We start from the raw sequence: 16,731 nt of genomic DNA on the forward strand, positions 1-16,731 counted from the left end.
TGGCGTTTACTCTATTGTAAAAGAAAATAGACTGTAGGAAAACTCCAAATTTCCGGAGTTTGTCTACAGTCTGAGAAGGTCTTGGCGTATTGCCAAGACCTTCTTTTCATTACTTCACTTTTACGCTTCCACCACGGACATCTTCCCTAGCTGTTCAATCGCCTGCTCAATTAATTCCACTTTCTGAACAAGTGCGATTCGTACATAACCTTCTCCTGCCGTGCCGAAAATACTGCCTGGTACCATGACGACGCCTGCTTTCTGAATCGCTTCGAAAACAAATTGTTTATCATCCATATCGAATGGATATTTTGCCCAGACAAACATACCGCCAGCAGATGGAGTGGTGTCCCAGCCAAGTTTCGAGAGACCTCCCATTAAAGCATGGTGTCGTTTGGAGAATTCAGCGCGCAGACGATCTGTGATTTCTTCTCCATGATCAAGAGCGACCGCTGCTGCTTCTTGAATCGGACCAAATGTGCCGTAATCGAGATTGGATTTCAATTCTTGAAGAACTTTAATCATCTGTGCATTCCCAACGAAATACGCGATTCTTGCGCCTGCCAAACTGAAACTTTTTGATAGAGAGTTAATTTCCATACCAACTTCCATCGCGCCAGGCGTAGTCAGGAAGCTAGCAGGTCGATCTCCGGTGAAATAGTATTCCGAATACGCTGCGTCATGCAAGACAATCACTTCATATTTTTTTGCAAAAGCCACGACCTCTTTGAAATACTCTTCACTCGGCATAGCCGGTACTGGATTTCCCGGTAAGTTTAAAATAAGAAGTTTGGCTTTTTTCGCTACTTCCTCCGGTACTTCATTCAAGTCGGGCAAGAATCCATTTTCTGCAAGTAACGGCATGTAATATGGTATCGCTCCAGCCAATTTAATTCCTGCGTCATAGGCGACGTATGCCGGATTTGTCGTGAGGACGTAATCTCCTTCATTACAAAATGCGAGCGGCAAATGAACGAGGCCTTCCTGCGAACCCATTGTCTGCAAAATTTCCGTTTCTGGATCGAGGATCACACCCGTACGTCTTTTATAGTAATTCGCAACGGCTTCATGGAAACGCTTCGTCCCACCTAATGTATAGCCGTATGACGAGGCCAAGGCACTTTGCTCTGATAGGGCTTGACGTACGCGCTCATCAGGCGGAAGATCAGGACTGCCTAGACTCAGATCGATGACGGTGGCTCCTGTTGCTTGCTTTGCCACCGCGGCTGCTTTCAACTCACCGAAGATGGCAGGTGGAAAGATGGACATTTTTTTGGATGGTTCGAAATTCATGAAGACGCACTCCTTAGCTGTTATAGAATAGTTGATTGACCTATTGTAACATGCAAAGTTGCTGCTTGGAAAAACTTTTATTGCAAATGTAATATGTTTGTCTGCTGGCAATGCGGGAATACTACGTATAGCAAAATTCTGAGGAGGATGCATAATGGCTAAAGATAAATATGAGAAAATAGACGATCAAGTACCTGGGCAGACACAATCCGAACAGCCTGGCGTAGAAGAAGAGATGCACCCGGCTCCGATTTATGACGATCCGAATTTTAAAGGTGCGGATAAACTGAAAGGGAAAACTGCTTTGATTACAGGCGGCGACAGCGGAATCGGACGAGCAGTGGCGGTTGCCTTCGCGAAAGAAGGTGCAGACGTAGCGATCGCCTACCTGGCCGATCAGGAAGATGAAGATGCGGATAAAACGATTGATTTAATTGAACATTATGGTGGAAAAGCAAAGAAATATCAGATAGACATTAGTCAGGAAGAGAATTGTCAGCAACTGATCCAACAAGTCATCAAGGACTTTGGCCAATTAAATATTTTGGTCAATAACGCAGGGAAGCAATTTCCTCAGACATCCATTGAAGATATTACGAGTGAGCAGTTGCAGGAAACATTTGAGACGAACTTCTTCGGACTGTTCTACCTTTCTAAAATTGCCGTAGGACACATGAAAAAAGGAGATTGCATCATTAACACGTCCTCTATCACAGCGTACAATGGATCACCTGGTTTACTGGATTATTCCGCAACAAAAGGTGCGATTACCAGCTTTACGCGTTCATTGGCTCTCAACTTGTCTGAGCAAGGCATTCGAGTAAATGCGGTGGCACCCGGTCCAATTTGGACACCGCTCATTCCGGCTACATTTGATGCGAAGACGGTGGCCGAGCACGGATCAGACACACCGATGAAACGTCGTGGCCAGCCTGCCGAAAATGCACCAGCTTATGTATTTTTAGCATCACAGGATTCGAGTTATATGACAGGACAGACCATTCATGTGGATGGTGGAAATTTTGTCGGTTCATAATTGATAATGAAGTTACGGTTTCGCTTGGTTTGAATGGGGTTTGGTGCGGTTCGGACGCACTTTCGATCGGTTTGAACGGACTTTGGCGCGGTTCGGATGCACTTTCGATCGGTCTAAATGAAGTTTCGCGCGGTTCGGACGCACTTTCGATCGGTCTGAATGATGTTTCGCGCGGTTCAGACGCACTTTCGATCGGTCTGAATGAAGTTTCGCGCGGTTCAGAATCCAATTTCATTCCCCCTATATCTAAAAACACGCATAGTCGCGCAGACTATGCGTGTTTCTCGTCATTCCTCAAACGGCCATTTCGGCAACATGCGATTCAGCTTCTTATCGCTACGTTCACCCAATACATATTCCGCCTGCATGATCGTATGAATCTCTCTCGTACCTTCATAAATAACAGGAGCTTTTGAGTTTCGCAAGTATCGAGCAACAGGATATTCATCTGAATAACCATACGCACCGTGGATTTGCAATGCATCATCTGCAGCTTGATTGGCGAAATCACAAGCTTGCCATTTAGCTAAGGAGGTTTCGCGCGTGTTACGTATTCCTTTGTTCTTCAACTCACCGGCGCGATAGACTAAAAGGCGGCTCATCTGATAGCCTGCCTCCATCTTCGCAAGCATTTGTTGAACGAGTTGGTGTTCCCCAATTTTCCGGCCAAATGTTTCGCGGGTTTTGGCGTACTCAATGCTCGCTTCCAAACAAGCATTCAGTAAACCGACTGCCCCTGCCGCCACGGTAAATCGTCCATTATCTAGGGCCGCCATCGCAATTTTGAAACCTTCTCCTTCTTCGCCCACTAAATTTGAAGCTGGCACTCGCACATCCTCAAAGAATAACTCACCCGTGTTCCCTGCCCGTATTCCGTACTTTCCTTTTATCGCTTTCGAAGAAAATCCGGGCATCGTTCGCTCGACAATGAAGGCACTGATGCCATGATGTTTTTTAGACTTATCCGTATAAGCAAATACGAGGAAATGGTCGGCTACGTCACATAGAGAAATCCACGTTTTTTGTCCATTTAATACATAGTCATCACCATCACGCACCGCGGTCGTTTGAATGGCTGACACATCCGAACCAGCACCTGGTTCCGTCAATCCGAATGCACCGATCTTTACACCATTCGCTTGCGGAACTAAAAACTGTTGCTTCTGCTCTTCCGTTCCCCATTGCATGAGCGTCATACAATTCAAACCAATATGCACGGACACTGCTGTGCGAAACGCTGTATCCCCGCGCTCTAGCTCTTCACATAAAATTGCCAATGAATTATAATCCATGCCACTGCCACCATATTTCTCAGGCACGCACACACCCATGAAACCGAGATCCGCAAGACGCTTCCAAATAACTGGGTCAAATCCACCTTGTGCATCCCATTTCGCGATATGCGGTAGTATTTCCGCATCTACAAATTGCTTAGCTGTTTGTCGCAACATCTTTTGTTCATCTGTAAAGGTAAAGTCCATCTTCGTATCTTCCTTTCCAATGAATCTATTGCGCTACAATCACGACGCCACGTTTTTTCATTTCTTCAATATATAGTTCACCTGGCACGATTTTCTCTGGCGGATAAGCACCACGCTTCGTAATGATGCCATTGCCGATCATTTGGGCGACAGCGGATATGGTATTCGCTGTCGCTCTTGCCATAGCAGTTTCATTGGTGGACTGGTCTTTTTCGGTAATCATATTGAATGTAATCGTTGCAGCTTTGCCATCCTTCATTCCGCTCACCAGCACGCGCAACAAGACCGCATCCGACTTGTCTCCTAAACGTAATTGCGGAGATAAGTGAGCCATCATAACATCTCGCACGCGCAGTGGTTTGCCATCGACATAGATAGCAGAATCCCTCGACAACAATCCTACATCAACAAATAGTTGGAATTTCTCCGCGTGACCTGGATAACGAATGGTTTTATATTCTAGAGTCTCTACATCAGGAAACGATTCAAGTAATGTGGACGTGCCACCTGACGTATGGAAAGCTTCCATCGTGCCGTAGCCATCAAACGCAAGCGCTTCTACTTCCGACAAAGAAGGCAGTTCCACAACTTGCCCTTGCCGAATGACACGAGACGGATCGGTATAATGATCGAATAATCCTTCCAATGAAAACACGACGTTGTAGTTTAAAGGTGGCTCAGGCTTCACAGGTACTCCACCTACATATAGCTTGATGGCATCCGTTTTATCGAGTTTGGAAGCACCATACCCTGCTAGAATATTAATCATTCCAGGGGCAACACCGAGATCGGGAATGAGCGTAACGCCTTTAGCCGTTGCTTGCTCATGCAAGGCCAACACTTTTTCCGTCGCCCCACCGATATGACCACCCAAATCGACGACATGCACACCGCGCTCTACCGCACAGCGGGCAACTTTTTCATTGAATGTATAAAATAACGCATTGACCACGATGTCTCCAAGTGCGATGACATCGCTCAGCTGCACGTCATTATTTGCATCGAGCAATAAGATATCAAGTTTATCGGACATCAACTGCTCCGCAAAGTCCTCGGCCTGTCGAATTGCACGGTCCGCTAAATAGACTTTCTTCACTTCATCTTGCTTCACTAAATCCCGCACGACTTCCTTGCCCATCAAACCTGCACCTAGTACGACAACTTTCATCCGCTCATCCCTTCTTCCTGTAGTTCATTCCGTGTCAATTTGTGCGCGTTGCAACTTCCCGCTGTAATCGATATACACGCTCTTCCATTCCGTAAAGACATCAAGTGCCGCTACGCCAGAATCACGATGCCCATTGCCAGTTCCTTTTGTCCCACCAAACGGCAAATGAATTTCCGCACCTGTTGTTCCCGCATTAATATAGACAATACCGGTATCAAGGTCCCGCTGCGCTCGGAACACATTATTCACATCCTGCGAGAAAATAGAACTCGACAAGCCGTACGCCACGCTATTATTCACGTCGATCGCTTCTTCGAGACTACCGACAGTTATAAGGGATACGACTGGTCCGAATATTTCCTCCTGCGCCAAACGGCTATCCCACGCGACATCCGCAAACAATGTAGGTTCGAAGTAATGCCCTTTAGCAAAGTCGCCTTCATGTAAGACATTCCCGCCTGCTACCAGTTTAGCTCCTTCCTGCTTGCCAATTTCAATATAGCTTTGAATTTTCTCTAACGCCTTCGCATTGATCACAGGACCGACTTTGACCGATTCATCGAGCCCATTTCCCATCGTCAACTGGGGCATACGCTCGACTAATCGCTGTTGCAGTTCCTCTTTGATAGCTTCATGTACAATCACCCGGCTACATGCTGTACAGCGCTGCCCAGCCGTACCGAACGCACTCCATAAAATCCCTTCTACCGCCAAATCCACATCCGCATCATCCATGACGATCACCGCATTCTTCCCACCCATTTCCAATGAAACTTTTTTCAAGTGACGACCACCAAGTTCCGCAACATGCCGTCCCGTTTCCGTTGAACCCGTAAAGGAAATGACTCGCACATCTGGATGCTCGATCATCGCGGTCCCCACGTCAGAACCTGATCCAAAGACGATATTCGCCACTCCATTCGGCAAGCCTGCTTCTTCAAAAATCAATGCCATTTCATAAGCCATCATGGGCGTCTCTGTTGCCGGTTTCCAAATGAAGGTATTGCCTGCAACGATCGCAGGAAACGACTTCCATGTAGCAATCGCAATTGGAAAATTCCATGGGGTAATTAAACCGACCACGCCAATCGGTGCACGAACACTCATGGCAAATTTATCCTGTAGCTCAGACGGTACCGTTTCCCCGAACAATCTGCGGCCTTCCCCTGCCATATAATAGGCCATGTCGATTCCTTCTTGCACTTCACCGCGCGCTTCTTCTATGACTTTGCCCATTTCTTTTGTCAGCACTTGCGCAAGATGTTCTTTCTTATCTTTCATGAGTCGCCCAATTTTATATAAATAATCGGCTCGTTTAGGTGCCGGAACGGGTGCCCATTTCTTTTGAGCGTTTTTGGCGGCTTGCACTGCTTTTTCCACGTCTTGTACAGAAGATAACGGAACTTGCGCCAGTTCCTCTCCATTTGCCGGGTTCAGTACAGCCGTATAATTGGCAGCTTCTTTTTGCCAAGCACCATCCACATAGTTTGTAAGTTTCATTCGTCCTGCTCCTTCCTGTTCTGTATAGTTTTCGTTATTGCCTCTAGTAGAATTGTTCGACAATATACTATCCTATTCCTTTAAAGCGCTGGATATTCTGAACCCTACTATATTAAAATGGAGGGAAATAACATTTATGAGTGGTCTTGATAATTAATGGACTATTGGGGGAAGTAAAAGCGAAACGGAGCACAAGATGAGGATGTAATATAAGGTGCGATACTATACCCCGTCGGATATTACATTGTCCAAAAGGTATTGTTATGATAAAAATAATAGAACTTTATACCATAAACGAACCATTATTACTGGCACTCCCTTACTTAACCAAAACTTAATTTTTAAAAAGGGGTGAATACTTATGTTTTACGTAATTTTATTCGAAAATGATGTACCAGGAGTACTCTCCCGCACGTAACGGAGAGATAGCTGCTTCTCTCCGTTACGGCATATAAAGCTTAAATGAAAACGGAGGATATAAAAATGAAAAATACACTTATTGGTTCTTTATATTTAATAGTAGCTTCGAGTATCTGGGGAGGTATGTATGTTGTCGTTAAAGTAGTCGTAGCAGTCATACCACCAGTAGAACTTGTATGGATGCGTTATGTAATAGCATTGGTTGCATTAGTCATAATTGGCCTGGTGACTAGACAAAACTGGATAATTGAAAGACGACACTTTGGCATGATAATTGCTATTGCTATTATAGGATACGTCATCTCTATTGTTACCCAAGAAACAGGCACAATGCTTTCTACTGCACAAATGGGGGCTATTATAACTTCTACAACGCCAGCATTTATGGTTTTGTTTGCCAGCTTGATCCTTAAAGAACGTTTAACTATAAAGAAGGTTGTTTCAGTGAGTTTAGCCACTATTGGTGTGGTTACCATTGTTGGAATTGATGATATTGATATGTCCAGCATGCTTGGAGGAGTATCACTTATTATCGCGGCATTAACTTGGGCGTTCATGTCTGTGCTCATAAAACGTATACCAGATGAGTATTCACAAATTGTCGTTACGACCTATGCTACTTTAATTGCTGTTGTTGTTTTAACTCCTTTTGTGATTCCAAAATTACCACAAATCGATATAAATGATGTAACTAATCCAACCATTTGGGGAGGATTAATTTATTTGGGTGTCATATCGACCTCTATTGCATTTCTATTATGGAGTCGTGGATTACAAATGTTAAATGCCTCCAGTGGTGGAGTTTTCTTTTTCTTTCAACCTATTGTTGGAACATTATTAGGGTGGTTACTATTAGGTGAAACGATCAGTATTCCCTTTTGGATAGGTTCTATTTTAATTCTCGTAGGGGTCTTAATCGTTATTAAAGATAGACAAGAAGAACAAAAACAAACTAACCATTCTTTATCTCCATAAATAGTAGGTAATTATTGCTATTCTCTTACATTTTGCGATTTTCTTACTTAGTAAAAAGTAGATCAAACGGATTTCACACATACTCTCAACTTGTGTCTACTAAAGTAGTAAGACTTTATAGACGTCCCCATCTACAACGCATCCGGGCCATTTAGTAAGCGATGAAACATAAAAAATGCGAAAAGGGTAATGTGAGTGAAACGGGTTGGAATTTTCTTAGGTATACTTGTAGTTATTGCAGTTATGTTTATATTTGTAAACAAATCATTTTATCCATCTCTATTTATCGTGTAATGGGATGGTGTTAATCAGAAGGGAAAAAATAAAGTAGATGAAACGTTTAAAGAAAATAGTAACATATCTTGCCATCGTTATTGTACTAGTACTCGTAATAGCACTTTTCTTTCCCACCTGGACGTCAAATATAAAAGGTGATAACAGTATAAGTACATTAGAACAGGTCCAGATAAATGGAAGCGGTCACGAAATTATGATACGCGGCAATGATAAGGATAACCCTGTCATTATAGTTGTACATGGAGGACCTGGGTCGCCGGAAATACCATATGCTGACCAATACAATGATTTATTGGAAGCCAATTTTACAGTTGTTAATTACGATCAAAGAGCAAGTGGGAAATCACATCATTTTTTTGAGGACTATTCAAATTTATCAACGGATTTATTGGTGGAAGACTTATTGGCTTTGACGGATTATATAGCGGAAAGCCTTGATAAAGAAAAGGTGATCCTAATGAGTCATTCTTCTGGTACATACATTGGAATTCAAGCTGCCTATAAATCTCCTGAAAAATATGAAGCCTATGTTGGTATTGGGCAAATGAGTGATACGAGAGAAAGTGAGATCGAAAGTTTGAATTTCTGTATCACTCAAGCGCAAAAGGCCGGCAATATGGATGATGCTTTATATTTACAGGGTTTAACCGAACAAATCAAACATGGTGATACGGTTACACCAAGAGAGTATGTTATGAAATACGGTGGGTCTACCCGACTCATTGATAATCCTGACGGTGATACCTTAGGTGTTTTATTAAGCAGTGAGTATAACTTATTAGACGCCATTCGTTATCACTATGGGATGGGATATTCTCAAGAAAAATTGGTACCTCATATGTTACAAAATCCATTACCTCAATTAGTAACAAAACTTGAAATTCCTTTATATTTTGTTATGGGTACATATGATTATATGACTTCACGTCATGCAGCGAAGAATTATTTTGATATGCTTGAAGCCGAACAAAAGGAATTTATTGCGTTTGAGAAATCGGCGCATTATCCACAATTTGAAGAAAAAGAAAAATTTAATGAATGGATGTCCGCTACTTTTATTAATAATGAAAAATAAATAGTGTGCCGTCCACACAAAAAAATGCACCACCAATTGGTGGTGCATTTCATTTCTGGACAGCCTCATGACAACTTATAAATTTACAATAGATACCAAATATACTGTGCTTCTTCTGGTGTACCTGGTTTTATATCCGCGCTTCTCGGATACGCGATTCGATCTGCTGATGTATGAATCAATGCCCCTACATACGGATTGGCCTGCTCTGCTTTTTTAAATAGGTCAGCAGTGCGTTCGGAACCTTCTTTCGTTTTTTCCATTTCAATCAACCATGCCAAATACAAATAGGTTGCGTCATGATCGGAAATCTCAGCACAAGCCCTCAATACTTGGCTCGCCTGTCCGATTTCATTTTGATGAATTAATGAAGAAATGGCCAGATAGCGGACGCCTTGGTGATCATACAGATCGAGAGTTAGAATGCGCAAAAATATCTCACTCGACTGGGTGTAGCGTTCTTCCTCGTAAAGCCAGACGCCGTAACTAAGCAAGGCACGCAAATATGGACGATTTGTCGCAAACGCCCACACGTCTTCTGCTTGATCATCGAACTGTTTTTCGCCAGAGAAAATAGCCTGCTTAAGAAATTTCTCTTGTTGTTCACTTGAATTCGTCATCTGTGCTTGCAGCAACAACGCGTCGACATTCGTTTGATCTGCACCATAGGCTTGTTGTGCAAAGTCATGACGTTGTTCAATCGTTTCTGCTGCATACGCCATATAGCAAAGCATCTGCGCTTCTTGCTGTCGATTCGCTGGCTCAAACGGTTGCTGCATCGCTTGCTGGATATAAGTTTGTGCTTCTACTAACGTCTCGAAATTCTGCTGTTTCGAAAGCATATGAATCTGCCAGTTCGTCTTTTCAGTTGGACGCGGATCAGTGCCTACATAATAAGCCGTTCCTGAAGCATTCCCTTCTTGCATCATCTGGTCTAGCTCTTCTACAGCATCTCTTAATACTTCGGTATGTTTTTTGAAGGACGAAACAGAAACATTGAACATCTTACCGACTTCCGCTTGCGTGTACGTAATCGGCATCATCCCCACCTCGACGGCTAGCTGGAATGCTGCAGCCGCTAACACTTCAGGCTTACGGAATTTCGGCTGTCGATCCGTAAAGTAGTATGCCATCAATGAAAGCAACATTTCGTATGCACCCGGGAATAATTCTTCATTTTGAAGCTTGTCATCCAAAATCGTAATCACTTCTCGCTGTAAGGGGATGAAGTTTTGCTCCACTACTTCCATCAACGTCTGTGCATCTAACTTACAAACTACTTCAAAAATATCCACGAGATAGTTCTTGAAAAATTCAAAGCTATTCTTTTCATTGCTTGTTTCGGCAAGCGCCTGAACTTTCGTCACCAGTTCACCGCTCACATGTTCATTGACAGCTACCGCGGAAATTGGCATTACCCAACGCTCTTCATTACGCCATTCTTCTAGCACAATGGCTAGCACAACACGAACGTCCTCTGGCTCGTCCGCCTCTCTCGCCAAGAAATACTCACCATCTCCAAGAATTTCTTTCATTGTATATACATTCTCACGGATCGATGTTACTTCAGCAAACGTAATGAAAGCGTTCTGCCAGCTTTTCAGGATATGACGTACCGCTTTATTTTGCGTGCGATTCAGTGCTTTCACTACATGTCGTCGCCAGAGATCTTTTCGAGCAATGAAGAAATAGTAATCACTCACATTCGAGGCTAGTTCTTCCTCTTCCATCCACTCGCCAAGACGCTTGCCCCATTGCGCCAAAAGACCTTCCAGTTCTTTGACTTCTACTGGTGACAAAGAAGTTTCATAATAGCTGTTCAGAACTTTTTTCAATTCTTCCTGGATTTGATTAACTCCAGGCTCATTCGTTCTGCCACAGCAGTCCTGTACAATCTCCCCGCTTCCGCAAGGACATTTTTCTTTATTCCCTATCACATCGAACACAACCTTTTTCTTTTTACTATAACATAAAAAAAAGAAGCTTCGCATGCTAGCCAGCATGCGAAACCCCCTCTTCTATTTCTCGGATTCTTGCTTTGTTTCTGCCACAGGTTCAAATTGTTGAGGTGTCACGCGTTTGATGAAAAGAGCTAATACTAACGCACCCACTGTAATAATAGTGGAAATAAAGAAGGCATGATTGACACCATCCAGCATTGCCATACGCCCTATTTCTTCTTTCATTGTCGAAATATCTACACCCGCACCCATCAATTCTTTCGCTTGATCGGCAGCCGATTGATCCAACCGATTGGTCATAATTGTCAGTAATAACGCTGAACCAATGGCCCCTGACACTTGCTGGAGTGTATTGTTCATCGCTGTACCATGCGGATTCGATTTCATCGGTAGCGAATTCATACCGTTTGTCATGATCGGCATCGTTACCATCGACATCCCGAACATCCGCACTGTATATAGCATCATTAAATAATAATAGCCAGTATCCAGTTGCAGGCGACTAAGGAAATAGGTCGTGACAACGGATATGGATAAACCTGTATACGCAAGTGCACGAGGTCCATACTTATCGAACAGCCTTCCTGTAATCGGCGACATAATCCCCATGGCAATCGCTCCTGGCAACATGAGGAGTCCTGCATGAAATGGTGATATTCCACGGACGTTCTGCACATAGAGCGGTGTCAAGATCATCCCAGAGAACATAGCAATTGATAAGACAATCGAAATGACAGAAGCCAAAGCAAACATCGGATGCTTATAAATCTTGAAGTCCAACATCGGCTCTTCCATGTTCAGCTGCTCAACGACGAAAATAATTAGCGCAATCGTCCCGATTCCGATCGTACCATATACTTCTATTGCTCCCCAGCCCATTTCACCTGCGGAACTGAAACCATATAACAGTCCGCCGAAACCAATACTCGATAGCACGAGCGACAAGACGTCCAATTTGACATCACGATTCGGTGTAATATTTTTCAATTTGAAAACTGCGAGAATGATCGTCAAAATCGCGATCGGCAAAACAATTTCAAATAGTGTCCGCCATGAGTAATGCTCCACAATATACCCTGATAATGTAGGCCCAATCGCTGGAGCCGTGAACATTACTAATCCGAACATTCCAAGCGCTGATCCTCGCTTCTCGACCGGAAACGCGGTTAACATGACATTCATCAATAAAGGCATCATCAGTGCAGAACCTGATGCCTGCACCATACGAGCTACGATTAATAAACCGAAAGTCGGTGCAATGATTGCTAGGAATGTCCCTAATGTAAACAGCACCATAGCCGTCAAGAAGATCTTTTTATTCGTGAACTTCTGAATGAAAAAGGCACTAGCCGGAATCAAGATCCCATTGACCAACATAAAACCTGTCGTCAGCCATTGGACATCGGACGGACGCACTGAAAACTCATCCATGATGACCGGTAGCGCTATATTGAGCAGTGTATTGTTCAAGATGGCGACAAAGGCACCAATGAATAGAATGGCAATAACCCCATAAGGAGGTTTTTCATGCATTTTCTTAATATCTACTGATTCTTCCATTTCTTCCTCCTATATTTTACTATGAATTTATATCAGAGATTCATTTTATACTGTCGGTCTAATTATTTCAACTAAAAAATATTAACAGATTTGAGAAGTTGATATAATAACCTTATTTGTATATCATACTGTTTATACCAATAGTATAATCAAAATCCGAAAACATAGGTGAGAGACAATGAATGATCGAAAACGGCATGTATTACTAACTGCTAAACAACTGTTCATAGAGAACGGTTTTCAAGCGACATCCATTCAAGACATTTTGGGTGAAGCCCATATTTCAAAAGGAACATTCTACAACTACTTTTCCTCAAAAAATGAATGCTTGATGGCCATCCTAAGAGATGCCTATCACCTATCATTTTTACGCAGGAATGAACTAGCCATCGGTAAAAATCTAACTGATCCACAACTTCTCGCAGATCAAATCCACATTCGTCTGACAATGAATCGAGAACAAAATTTATTACCATTATTTGAAACGGTCGTGCACTCACCTGATGATGAGCTACGACAATTCGTCAAGCATATGCATTTTAGAGAATTGGCCTGGATCGCTAAACGATTAGTGGATATCTACGGTGAGGAAGTGAAGCCGTTTGCTTACGACTGTGCTTCTCTGATTTTCGGCTTTATCCAACATTCACTACATATCTGGAAGAGTTCAACTTTAGAACGTTTGGATACGAAGCATCTCGTCGATTTCGTTATGCAACGTATGGAAGTCGTCGTGCCTGATATTATAGAACGAGACGCGCACTTTTTATCACAAAACTTGTTGGAGACGATTATGACAGGGGCGGAATTTTATCCAATGACGCAAGACGTATTGGTGAGTAAGTTACGAGAATTTATCGAGGCTTTACCTGACAAGGATGATGCTGGAAAGCTATACGGGCAATTTTTGCTAGAAGAACTTTCGACCGCAGCACCACGAATTCATTTATTAGAGTCGGTTGTTCGTTCTTTCCGTCAAGCATTTGAAGGAACTGACCTGCAACTTCAAGCTGTGGAGTTGTCGGCAGCCGTATGGTTGTTTATTGATAAAACAGAATAACGGTGGGTTCGCGCCAAACTATTGCTGGACATAGCGAAACTTTCCAATCAAAAAAGAGGCTGGTGCAGAATATACGATATATTCCGTACCAGCCTCCTGTCTATTCATTTAACAAACCCGATGACTTGGCTCTTCACCTTTTGCCCATGATTGTAACGCTTCTACATTCAACTTCATCATCGCCATTCGTGTTCGTATGGAGGCGCTTCCAATATGCGGCAATACAGTCACATTAGGCAACGTCAACAACGGATGATCAAGTGGAACAGGTTCTGTCTCAAATACATCCAAGCCGGCTGCATAGATTTTCTTCGTATGCAACGCATGGAACAAATCCTCTTCATCGACAATACCGCCACGTGCCACATTGATCAAAATCGCCGTCTCCTTCATTTGATTCAACTCTTTTTTACCGATTAATCCTTCTGTTTCAGCAGTATATGGGACCAATATGAGCACGAAGTCGGATTTTGCAAGCAAGTCCGGTAGCTCCACATACTGACAGCCATACATCTCTTCTGTCTCATGTTTTCTACTGCGATTATGGTACAACACCGTCATGTCAAACCCTTTCGCACGTCGCATAACCGCTTCACCAATCCGACCCATTCCGACGATTCCAAGTGTCGCGCCAAAGACGTCTACTCCAGTAAAACCAAGCGGCTCCCACGATGTCCATCTACCTTCGCGCAATGCGTTTTCGGCACCCATCAGATCGCGAGCAGTGGCCATCAATAAAGCAAATGCTAGATCAGCTGTTGTTTCCGTCAGCACATCCGGTGTATTGGTGACCATGATGCCTCGCTCTTTGGCAGCTTTCACATCAATATTATTATAGCCAACAGCCATGTTCACAATGATTTTCAAATGTGATGCAATATCGAGCACTTCTTCAGTAATTTGATCAGAAATCACTGTCCACAGTGCATCTGCAGTAGCAACTTTTTGCAGTAGCACATCACGCGGAACAGCTTCGCTCGAAGAATGCCACATGTCCACTTCGTACACATCGCGAAGTGGCACAATGACTTCTTCTGGCATCTCCCGACAAATATATAATGTTGGTTTCACGGACATCCCTCCTGTTAGCCACCTATATAGTTCATATTAATTTTTTTGCGATTTTTCACCGTCTGTTCAGACCGTTCATCTGAATAACGATCCGTTCTCCGACTCCACATACCCGCAATTTCATCTAGCAGTTCTTCATCTGTTTTACCCGAGCGAATCAACCCGCGGATATCAAAGCCTTCTGATGCGAATAAACATGTATATAGTTTTCCTTCAGACGATAAACGGGATCGTGTACAAGTCGAACAAAACGATTCCGAAACCGACGTAATGAAGCCGACTTCCGCGTCCGTATCTAAGTAGCGATAGCGTTTCGCCACTTCTCCATAATACTCTTCTTCCGCTGGCTCCATATCATAGACAGCGGCAAGCATGTCATAGATTTCCTTCTTCGTGACCACTTTATCGAAACTCCAGCCGTTGTCATTGCCGACATCCATAAACTCGATATAGCGCAACGTGATGCCCATGTCCTTAAAATACGCGGCCATCGGGACGATTTCGCTTTCATTGACACCTTTTTGCACGACCATATTCACTTTGATCGTAAAACCGATGTCTTGGGCTTTTTTGATGTTTTTGAGAACAAGATCAGGTGAAATGCCACGGCCGTTGATGCGACCAAACAGCTCTGCGTCGAGCGCATCCAAACTAATGTTCAGACGCCTCAAACCCGCATCATAGAGAGGTTGCGCATATTGACCGAGAAGCACTGCATTCGTCGTCAATCCAATATCTTCAATTCCTTCGATGTCATGTAACTTCTGGATCAACTCAGGCAAATCGCGGCGCATTAACGGTTCACCGCCAGTCAACCGAAGTTTTTTTACACCGAGCTTGGCAAATATCCGAGCTAGACGTTCCAGCTCTTCAAATGACAGCAGTTCATTTTTCGCCAAAAACAGAAAGTCATCACCAAATATCTCTTTCGGCATACAGTACGTACAACGAAAATTACAACGATCCGTCACGGAAATTCGCAAATCTCTGATCGGGCGTCCTAGTTGATCAACGACGGCATCCATCTTCTCCATCTCCTTTCAGTTCACACGGCGTGTTAACATTTGTAAAAACTAATCCAGGCAGTGTAGTCAGCATACTTCCTTCAATCCATCGGCCATCATGTCGTGCTTGAACATGCATTACTCGTCGATTGCCTTCATTCAGGGCTTGCCGAATCGTCGGTTTCACGGTCGCTTGCCAAACAGCTACGAGCGGATGGCGCTTCCCTTCCAATGTGACTGCGGAAACATCACCACAATGCGCATCCAACAAACGCTCGATCACATTGGCCTGAATGAACGGCATATCGCACGGCAACACAATATAACGATCAGCCGCTACTGCTTCCATTCCCGTCAAGATTCCTGCTAACGGCCCCAATCCAGCAAACCCTTCCAGGTCTGTCATCACGCGCAAATCTGCAGGGAACCTACCAAGGAACTCAGGTCGCGTAACAATAATAATTTCATCACAAAATGGCCGTAATGCGTCTAATGAATAATGATAAAACTCTTGTCCTTGATATTTTGCAAACGCTTTAGGTGAACCAAACCGTCGTGACTGTCCCCCTGCCAACAAAATACCGACCGTCTTCTTCATCCGCCACTCACAGGAGGGATGAAAGCACACACATCACCCGACTGAATGACATCTTCTTTTCTAGCATACTCTTCATTTATCGCCACATGAATCGTGTCTTTACCAAAACCGGGATAGGTCGCTTCTGCCCAATCCAATAATTCTTCCACTGTTAAAGGCGCACGATCCAAAGATTCCTCTCCTTTACCTGTCAACTCTCGCAGTCTCGCAAAATAATGAACTGTAATCATTG

Annotated in this window: 14 protein-coding genes; 4 read left to right on the forward strand and 10 right to left on the reverse strand. The window is 43.6% G+C overall.

The window, feature by feature from the left end; genetic code table 11:
- Positions 1-120: 120 nt before the first annotated feature.
- A complete protein-coding gene (locus tag GD002_RS15290; RefSeq protein WP_153733235.1) occupies positions 121-1,293 on the reverse strand; it encodes an aminotransferase class I/II-fold pyridoxal phosphate-dependent enzyme in 1,173 nt (390 codons plus the stop codon).
- A gap of 154 nt (positions 1,294-1,447) precedes the next feature.
- On the opposite strand from GD002_RS15290, the gene GD002_RS15295 reads away from it, so the two are divergent.
- Positions 1,448-2,329, forward strand: coding sequence for an SDR family oxidoreductase (locus GD002_RS15295; RefSeq protein ID WP_153733236.1), 882 nt, complete (start codon positions 1,448-1,450; stop codon positions 2,327-2,329).
- A 287-nt stretch (positions 2,330-2,616) separates the two neighbouring features.
- On the opposite strand, the gene GD002_RS15300 is transcribed toward GD002_RS15295, so the two are convergent.
- The 3 genes from GD002_RS15300 to GD002_RS15310 are packed head-to-tail and all read right to left on the reverse strand — an operon-like array spanning position 2,617 to position 6,478.
- Positions 2,617-3,810, reverse strand: coding sequence for an acyl-CoA dehydrogenase family protein (locus GD002_RS15300; RefSeq protein ID WP_153733237.1), 1,194 nt, complete (start codon positions 3,808-3,810; stop codon positions 2,617-2,619).
- 25 nt (positions 3,811-3,835) lie between these two features.
- Positions 3,836-4,978: a saccharopine dehydrogenase family protein gene (locus GD002_RS15305; RefSeq protein WP_153733238.1), complete on the reverse strand. Its 1,143-nt coding sequence runs from the start codon at positions 4,976-4,978 to the stop codon at positions 3,836-3,838.
- Positions 4,979-5,002: 24 nt separating this feature from the next.
- Positions 5,003-6,478 (reverse strand): aldehyde dehydrogenase family protein, encoded by a 1,476-nt coding sequence (locus GD002_RS15310; RefSeq protein ID WP_153733239.1) that lies wholly within the window; start codon positions 6,476-6,478, stop codon positions 5,003-5,005.
- A 483-nt stretch (positions 6,479-6,961) separates the two neighbouring features.
- Here GD002_RS15310 and GD002_RS15315 point away from each other — a divergent pair, with 483 nt between their 5' ends.
- Both GD002_RS15315 and GD002_RS15320 read left to right on the forward strand, forming a co-directional pair.
- Positions 6,962-7,873 carry a DMT family transporter gene (locus tag GD002_RS15315; protein WP_153733240.1) on the forward strand — a complete coding sequence of 304 codons (912 nt, stop codon included), beginning with the start codon at positions 6,962-6,964 and terminating at the stop codon, positions 7,871-7,873.
- Positions 7,874-8,204: 331 nt separating this feature from the next.
- On the forward strand, positions 8,205-9,245 hold the full coding sequence (locus GD002_RS15320) for an alpha/beta fold hydrolase (RefSeq protein ID WP_153733241.1): 1,041 nt from the start codon (positions 8,205-8,207) through the stop codon (positions 9,243-9,245).
- An 83-nt stretch (positions 9,246-9,328) separates the two neighbouring features.
- Here GD002_RS15320 and GD002_RS15325 read toward each other — a convergent pair whose 3' ends face one another.
- Positions 9,329-11,248, reverse strand: coding sequence for a hypothetical protein (locus tag GD002_RS15325; protein ID WP_153733242.1), 1,920 nt, complete (start codon positions 11,246-11,248; stop codon positions 9,329-9,331).
- A 15-nt stretch (positions 11,249-11,263) separates the two neighbouring features.
- Positions 11,264-12,766, reverse strand: coding sequence for a DHA2 family efflux MFS transporter permease subunit (locus GD002_RS15330; protein ID WP_153733243.1), 1,503 nt, complete (start codon positions 12,764-12,766; stop codon positions 11,264-11,266).
- A gap of 178 nt (positions 12,767-12,944) precedes the next feature.
- On the opposite strand from GD002_RS15330, the gene GD002_RS15335 reads away from it, so the two are divergent.
- The gene (locus GD002_RS15335) at positions 12,945-13,826 is read left to right on the forward strand and encodes a TetR/AcrR family transcriptional regulator (RefSeq protein WP_153733244.1); all 882 of its coding nucleotides are present in this window, start codon (positions 12,945-12,947) and stop codon (positions 13,824-13,826) included.
- Positions 13,827-13,934: 108 nt separating this feature from the next.
- On the opposite strand, the gene GD002_RS15340 is transcribed toward GD002_RS15335, so the two are convergent.
- The 4 genes from GD002_RS15340 to moaD are packed head-to-tail and all read right to left on the reverse strand — an operon-like array spanning position 13,935 to position 16,729.
- Positions 13,935-14,897, reverse strand: a complete 963-nt coding sequence (locus GD002_RS15340) for a 2-hydroxyacid dehydrogenase (protein WP_153733245.1) — start codon at positions 14,895-14,897, stop codon at positions 13,935-13,937.
- A gap of 14 nt (positions 14,898-14,911) precedes the next feature.
- Positions 14,912-15,931 (reverse strand): GTP 3',8-cyclase MoaA, encoded by a 1,020-nt coding sequence (gene moaA / locus GD002_RS15345; protein WP_194841637.1) that lies wholly within the window; start codon positions 15,929-15,931, stop codon positions 14,912-14,914.
- On the reverse strand, positions 15,906-16,499 hold the full coding sequence (gene mobA / locus GD002_RS15350; RefSeq protein WP_153733247.1) for a molybdenum cofactor guanylyltransferase: 594 nt from the start codon (positions 16,497-16,499) through the stop codon (positions 15,906-15,908). The genes moaA and mobA overlap by 26 nt, the downstream gene beginning before the upstream one ends.
- Complete coding sequence (moaD, locus tag GD002_RS15355; protein WP_153733248.1) at positions 16,496-16,729, reverse strand: molybdopterin converting factor subunit 1; 234 nt, start codon at positions 16,727-16,729, stop codon at positions 16,496-16,498. The genes mobA and moaD overlap by 4 nt, the downstream gene beginning before the upstream one ends.
- Between the last annotated feature and the right edge of the window lie 2 nt (positions 16,730-16,731).

It is taken from the genome of Sporosarcina obsidiansis, from assembly GCF_009651005.1.
GTDB lineage: Bacteria > Bacillota > Bacilli > Bacillales_A > Planococcaceae > Sporosarcina > Sporosarcina obsidiansis.

Excerpts from the sequence above, each read along its gene's own strand:
- GD002_RS15330 (WP_153733243.1), bottom strand. The coding sequence starts at position 12,766 with ATGGAAGAATCAGTAGATATTAAGAAAATGCATGAAAAACCTCCTTAT.
- GD002_RS15335 (WP_153733244.1), top strand. The coding sequence starts at position 12,945 with ATGAATGATCGAAAACGGCATGTATTACTAACTGCTAAACAACTGTTC.
- mobA (WP_153733247.1), bottom strand. The coding sequence starts at position 16,499 with ATGAAGAAGACGGTCGGTATTTTGTTGGCAGGGGGACAGTCACGACGG.
- GD002_RS15305 (WP_153733238.1), bottom strand. The coding sequence starts at position 4,978 with ATGAAAGTTGTCGTACTAGGTGCAGGTTTGATGGGCAAGGAAGTCGTG.
- GD002_RS15300 (WP_153733237.1), bottom strand. The coding sequence starts at position 3,810 with ATGGACTTTACCTTTACAGATGAACAAAAGATGTTGCGACAAACAGCT.
- moaA (WP_194841637.1), bottom strand. The coding sequence starts at position 15,931 with ATGGAGAAGATGGATGCCGTCGTTGATCAACTAGGACGCCCGATCAGA.
- moaD (WP_153733248.1), bottom strand. The coding sequence starts at position 16,729 with ATGATTACAGTTCATTATTTTGCGAGACTGCGAGAGTTGACAGGTAAA.
- GD002_RS15315 (WP_153733240.1), top strand. The coding sequence starts at position 6,962 with ATGAAAAATACACTTATTGGTTCTTTATATTTAATAGTAGCTTCGAGT.
- GD002_RS15290 (WP_153733235.1), bottom strand. The coding sequence starts at position 1,293 with ATGAATTTCGAACCATCCAAAAAAATGTCCATCTTTCCACCTGCCATC.
- GD002_RS15320 (WP_153733241.1), top strand. The coding sequence starts at position 8,205 with ATGAAACGTTTAAAGAAAATAGTAACATATCTTGCCATCGTTATTGTA.
- GD002_RS15295 (WP_153733236.1), top strand. The coding sequence starts at position 1,448 with ATGGCTAAAGATAAATATGAGAAAATAGACGATCAAGTACCTGGGCAG.
- GD002_RS15310 (WP_153733239.1), bottom strand. The coding sequence starts at position 6,478 with ATGAAACTTACAAACTATGTGGATGGTGCTTGGCAAAAAGAAGCTGCC.
- GD002_RS15325 (WP_153733242.1), bottom strand. The coding sequence starts at position 11,248 with ATGCTGGCTAGCATGCGAAGCTTCTTTTTTTTATGTTATAGTAAAAAG.